We start from the raw sequence: 3,546 nt of genomic DNA on the forward strand, positions 1-3,546 counted from the left end.
GGCTGCGCTCAGGGCGCCTGCCATCGTGCCCCCAATGTTGAGCAGCAGGTCCAGGTTGGACGGCACCCGCCGGGGCAGATAAATCTGCAAAAACTCCATCGCCAACGACAGCAGCGCGCCCGCCACGGTGGCCACCGCCACGGCCACCAGCACACGCCGCCAGCCCGAGCGCAGCATGCCCAGCACCAGCAAAAAACCCAGCGGCGCATAACCTGCCGCATTGGTGACCACGTCAAAACCCGTCCAGTACGGCGGGGGCAGACGGGCCAGCAAAAAGACCAGCGGGTCGATGCCCTGCGCACGCCAGCCGTCAAACGGAAACAGGCTCGCAAAAACGACGAGCGCCGTATAGATCAGCGCCAGGGGCCAGGCAGAGGTCTTGTGCACCAGCGTCAGCCCTGCGCCATCAGAACGGCTTGACCACCACCAAAACCACTGCAACCAGCAAGAGCAGGACGGGCGCCTCGTTGAACCAACGGAACCAGACATGGCTTTTGCGGCAGGTACCGTCGGCCAGCTTGCGCAGCAGCACGGCGCAGGCGTGGTGGTAGCCAATTACCAGCACCACCACGGCCAGCTTGGCGTGCATCCAGCCATTGCCAGGGCCCCGACCGATGCCATAGCCCATCCACAGCCACACGCCCAGGGCCAGTGCAGGAACCGCCAGCAGCGTGGTGAAACGCAGCAGCTTGCGCGCCATCAGCAGCAACCGGTCGCGCTCGGCCACGGAGCCGGGAGCCACCATCTGCAGATTGACGAAGATGCGAGGCAAATAGAAAAGGCCGGCAAACCAGCTGGCCACGAAGACGATGTGAAAGGCTTTGACCCAGAGCATGGGCGCAGTTTACGTTCCTGCAAGCTTTGCCACGACCCAGGGCCGGACAAAAAAAGCCCGGCAGTCCGCCGGGCCAGGAAAGCCTGTTTTGCATTGCTGCAATCCGAGGCCCCGCTCAGGGAGGAAAGCGGGGGGCAGCAAGCCGCCCAACGCCAATTTAGCACCGGGCACATCGTGTTACAAGCGGCAATACGAGGGTGGGTGTGCGAGGCACTGCGGCCCGAGACTGGCACGCGCCAAGCCAGTGCGCCCGTGGATCCGGCTTCGCCGGTCCGGGGGGGTGCGTCCCCTTCGGGGGAAGGCGCCGACAGGCGACTCAGGGGGGCTTCATAATCCACATGATGCACCTCCAAAGCCCCGCCCCCTTTCCCCAGAACCGCCCGCGCCGACTGCGCCGCGATGCCTTCACCCGCCGCCTAGTGCGCGAAAACCTGGTCACCGCCGACGACCTGATCTACCCCGTTTTCGTGCACGAGGGCCAGGGCCGCAGCGAGGCCATTGCATCGATGCCGGGCGTGGAGCGCCTGAGCCTGGACCTGCTGCTGCCCGTGGCCGAGGATTGCGTGAAGCTGGGCATCCCGGTGCTGGCGCTGTTCCCGGCGATCGACCCGTCGCTCAAGGCGCCCGACGGCAAAGAGGCGCTGAACCCCGACGGCCTGATCCCGCGCGTGGTGCGGGCTCTCAAAAAGGAATTCCCCGACCTGGGCGTAATGACCGACGTGGCCCTGGACCCGTACACCAGCCACGGCCAGGACGGCGTGCTCGACGCCACCGGCTACATCGTCAACGACGAGACGGTGGAGATCCTGACCGGCCAGGCGCTCACCCATGCCGAGGCAGGCGTGGACATCGTCGCCCCCAGCGACATGATGGACGGGCGCATCGGCGCGATCCGCGAGGCGCTGGAGGTGCAGGGCCACATCCACACCCGCATCATGGCCTACAGCGCCAAATACGCCAGCGCCTTCTACGGCCCCTTCCGCGATGCGGTGGGCACCCGTGGCGCCCTGGGCAAGGCCGACAAGAATGTGTACCAGATGGACCCCGGCAACAGTGACGAAGCCCTGCGCGAGGTGGCTATCGACATCGCCGAAGGCGCCGACATGGTGATGGTCAAACCCGGCATGCCGTACCTGGACATCGTGCGCCGCGTGAAGGACGAGTTCAAGGTGCCCACCTTCGCCTACCAGGTCAGCGGCGAATACGCCATGATCAAAGCCGCCGCCGCCAACGGCTGGCTGGACCACGACGCCGTGATGATGGAGAGCCTCTTGGCCTTCAAGCGCGCGGGCGCCGATGGCGTGCTGACCTACTTTGCGCGCGACGTGGCCCGAAAACTTCAAAAATAATAGCAATCAACGCTTGCCCAGCAGGCGAAGAAGCCATTTTTGAGCAAAAATCCGGGGCCTTGCCGTTCATGCGCATCTTCCACATCCACAGCGGCGGCGTGCAAGAGCTGGCCGAGCTGCCCGCACAGATGCCTGCCCTGGGTTTTGTCTGGATCGCCTGCGCGCGCCCCGCCTTCCAGGCACGGCTGGCCGAGATCCAGGCAAACCTGCAGACCCTGGTGGGGTTGCAAATGGTGGACCTGCATGTGTCCGACCTGCTCAACGTGCAGCTGCCATCGCACTACGACTACACCTCACAGTACGACCTGCTGGTGTTCCGCCGCCTGGCCACGGCACAGGGCGACGGGGTGGCACAGCCACCCGCTGTGGCCGAGAGCTCCGCGCGGCGCAGCGGCCCGCCCGTGCTGCGCCGCATCGACACCAGCCCCGTGGGCTTTGCCGTGTTCGACCAGCTGCTGCTGACCGTGCACCCCAGCGACTGCGCCGTGCGCGACGCCTATGCCACGCGGCTGATGGCTTTGGCGCCAGCAGCAAGCACCAACGGCGAGGGCCGCAGCAACCCGGCCGCCGGTGCCCGCTTGCCCACCAGCCCCGCCGACCTGATGCTGCGCGTGGTCAACCAGATGGTGGACGGCTACCTGGACCTGCGCCGCGAACTCACACGCCAGCTGGACCACTGGCAGAACGAGCTGCTCAAGCCCCGCGCGCGCTACGTCAACTGGAATTCACTGCTCGAAGCGCGCCTGTCGTTGCACATGCTCGACGAGATCTGCGAAGACCAGCGCACCGCCGTGCAGGACTGGATCGACGCGCTGGAAACCTGGCCCCTGCCCGACACACCGGCCGGCCTGCGCGAGCTGGACCTGCTCAAGGTGCGCAGCCGCGATGTGCTGGAGCACATCGAGCGTGTGGTGCACCATGTGCGGCGCCTGGAGCAAAGCACCGAAACCGCCGTGCAGATGCACTTTTCGGTGCAGAGCAACCGCACCAACGACATCATGCGCACGCTCACGGCGCTCACAGCCGTGTTCCTGCCGCTGAACCTGATTGCCGGCATCTTCGGCATGAACTTTGAGTTTTTGCCGCTCATCCACAAGCAGGACGGCTTCTGGTGGGCCACAGGGTCCATGATCGTGATCGCCTTGGCGCTGGTGCTGCTGTTTTGGCGCAAGCGTTACCTCGCCCGCACCAGCACGCGATAGCCCTGGCGGGGGCACCCCTGTTGAAATCTGGTTTTTTCAAACCAAACACCCCAACATACGCAGCGCTTTTTCACCTGCGTGCCGCCCCCGCCTTGCCCTTCTTTCGGTCTCTGCCGCCCTCCCCCACCACCTGGCGGCAGCCTGAGAGCCTGCAGATGCC

General features: G+C 65.6%; 4 protein-coding genes. 2 read left to right on the forward strand and 2 right to left on the reverse strand.

Going from position 1 to position 3,546, the window contains the following annotated elements:
• Together DBR12_RS09320 and DBR12_RS09325 are read right to left on the reverse strand one after the other, a co-directional pair.
• Positions 1 to 387, reverse strand: a 387-nt coding sequence (locus DBR12_RS09320) for a VanZ family protein (RefSeq protein ID WP_199226664.1), incomplete at its 3' end; no start/stop codon positions are given.
• A 19-nt stretch (positions 388 to 406) separates the two neighbouring features.
• Positions 407 to 835 (reverse strand): CopD family protein, encoded by a 429-nt coding sequence (locus tag DBR12_RS09325; protein ID WP_108616985.1) that lies wholly within the window; start codon positions 833 to 835, stop codon positions 407 to 409.
• A gap of 341 nt (positions 836 to 1,176) precedes the next feature.
• Between DBR12_RS09325 and hemB the strand changes: the two genes are divergently transcribed.
• Both hemB and DBR12_RS09335 read left to right on the forward strand, forming a co-directional pair.
• Positions 1,177 to 2,184 carry a porphobilinogen synthase gene (hemB, locus tag DBR12_RS09330; protein ID WP_108616991.1) on the forward strand — a complete coding sequence of 336 codons (1,008 nt, stop codon included), beginning with the start codon at positions 1,177 to 1,179 and terminating at the stop codon, positions 2,182 to 2,184.
• A gap of 68 nt (positions 2,185 to 2,252) precedes the next feature.
• The gene (locus tag DBR12_RS09335) at positions 2,253 to 3,386 is read left to right on the forward strand and encodes a magnesium transporter CorA family protein (RefSeq protein WP_108616986.1); all 1,134 of its coding nucleotides are present in this window, start codon (positions 2,253 to 2,255) and stop codon (positions 3,384 to 3,386) included.
• Positions 3,387 to 3,546 lie beyond the last annotated feature (160 nt).

Origin of the sequence: Acidovorax sp. HMWF029 (genome assembly GCF_003060895.1) — a bacterium.
Lineage (GTDB): Bacteria > Pseudomonadota > Gammaproteobacteria > Burkholderiales > Burkholderiaceae_C > Acidovorax.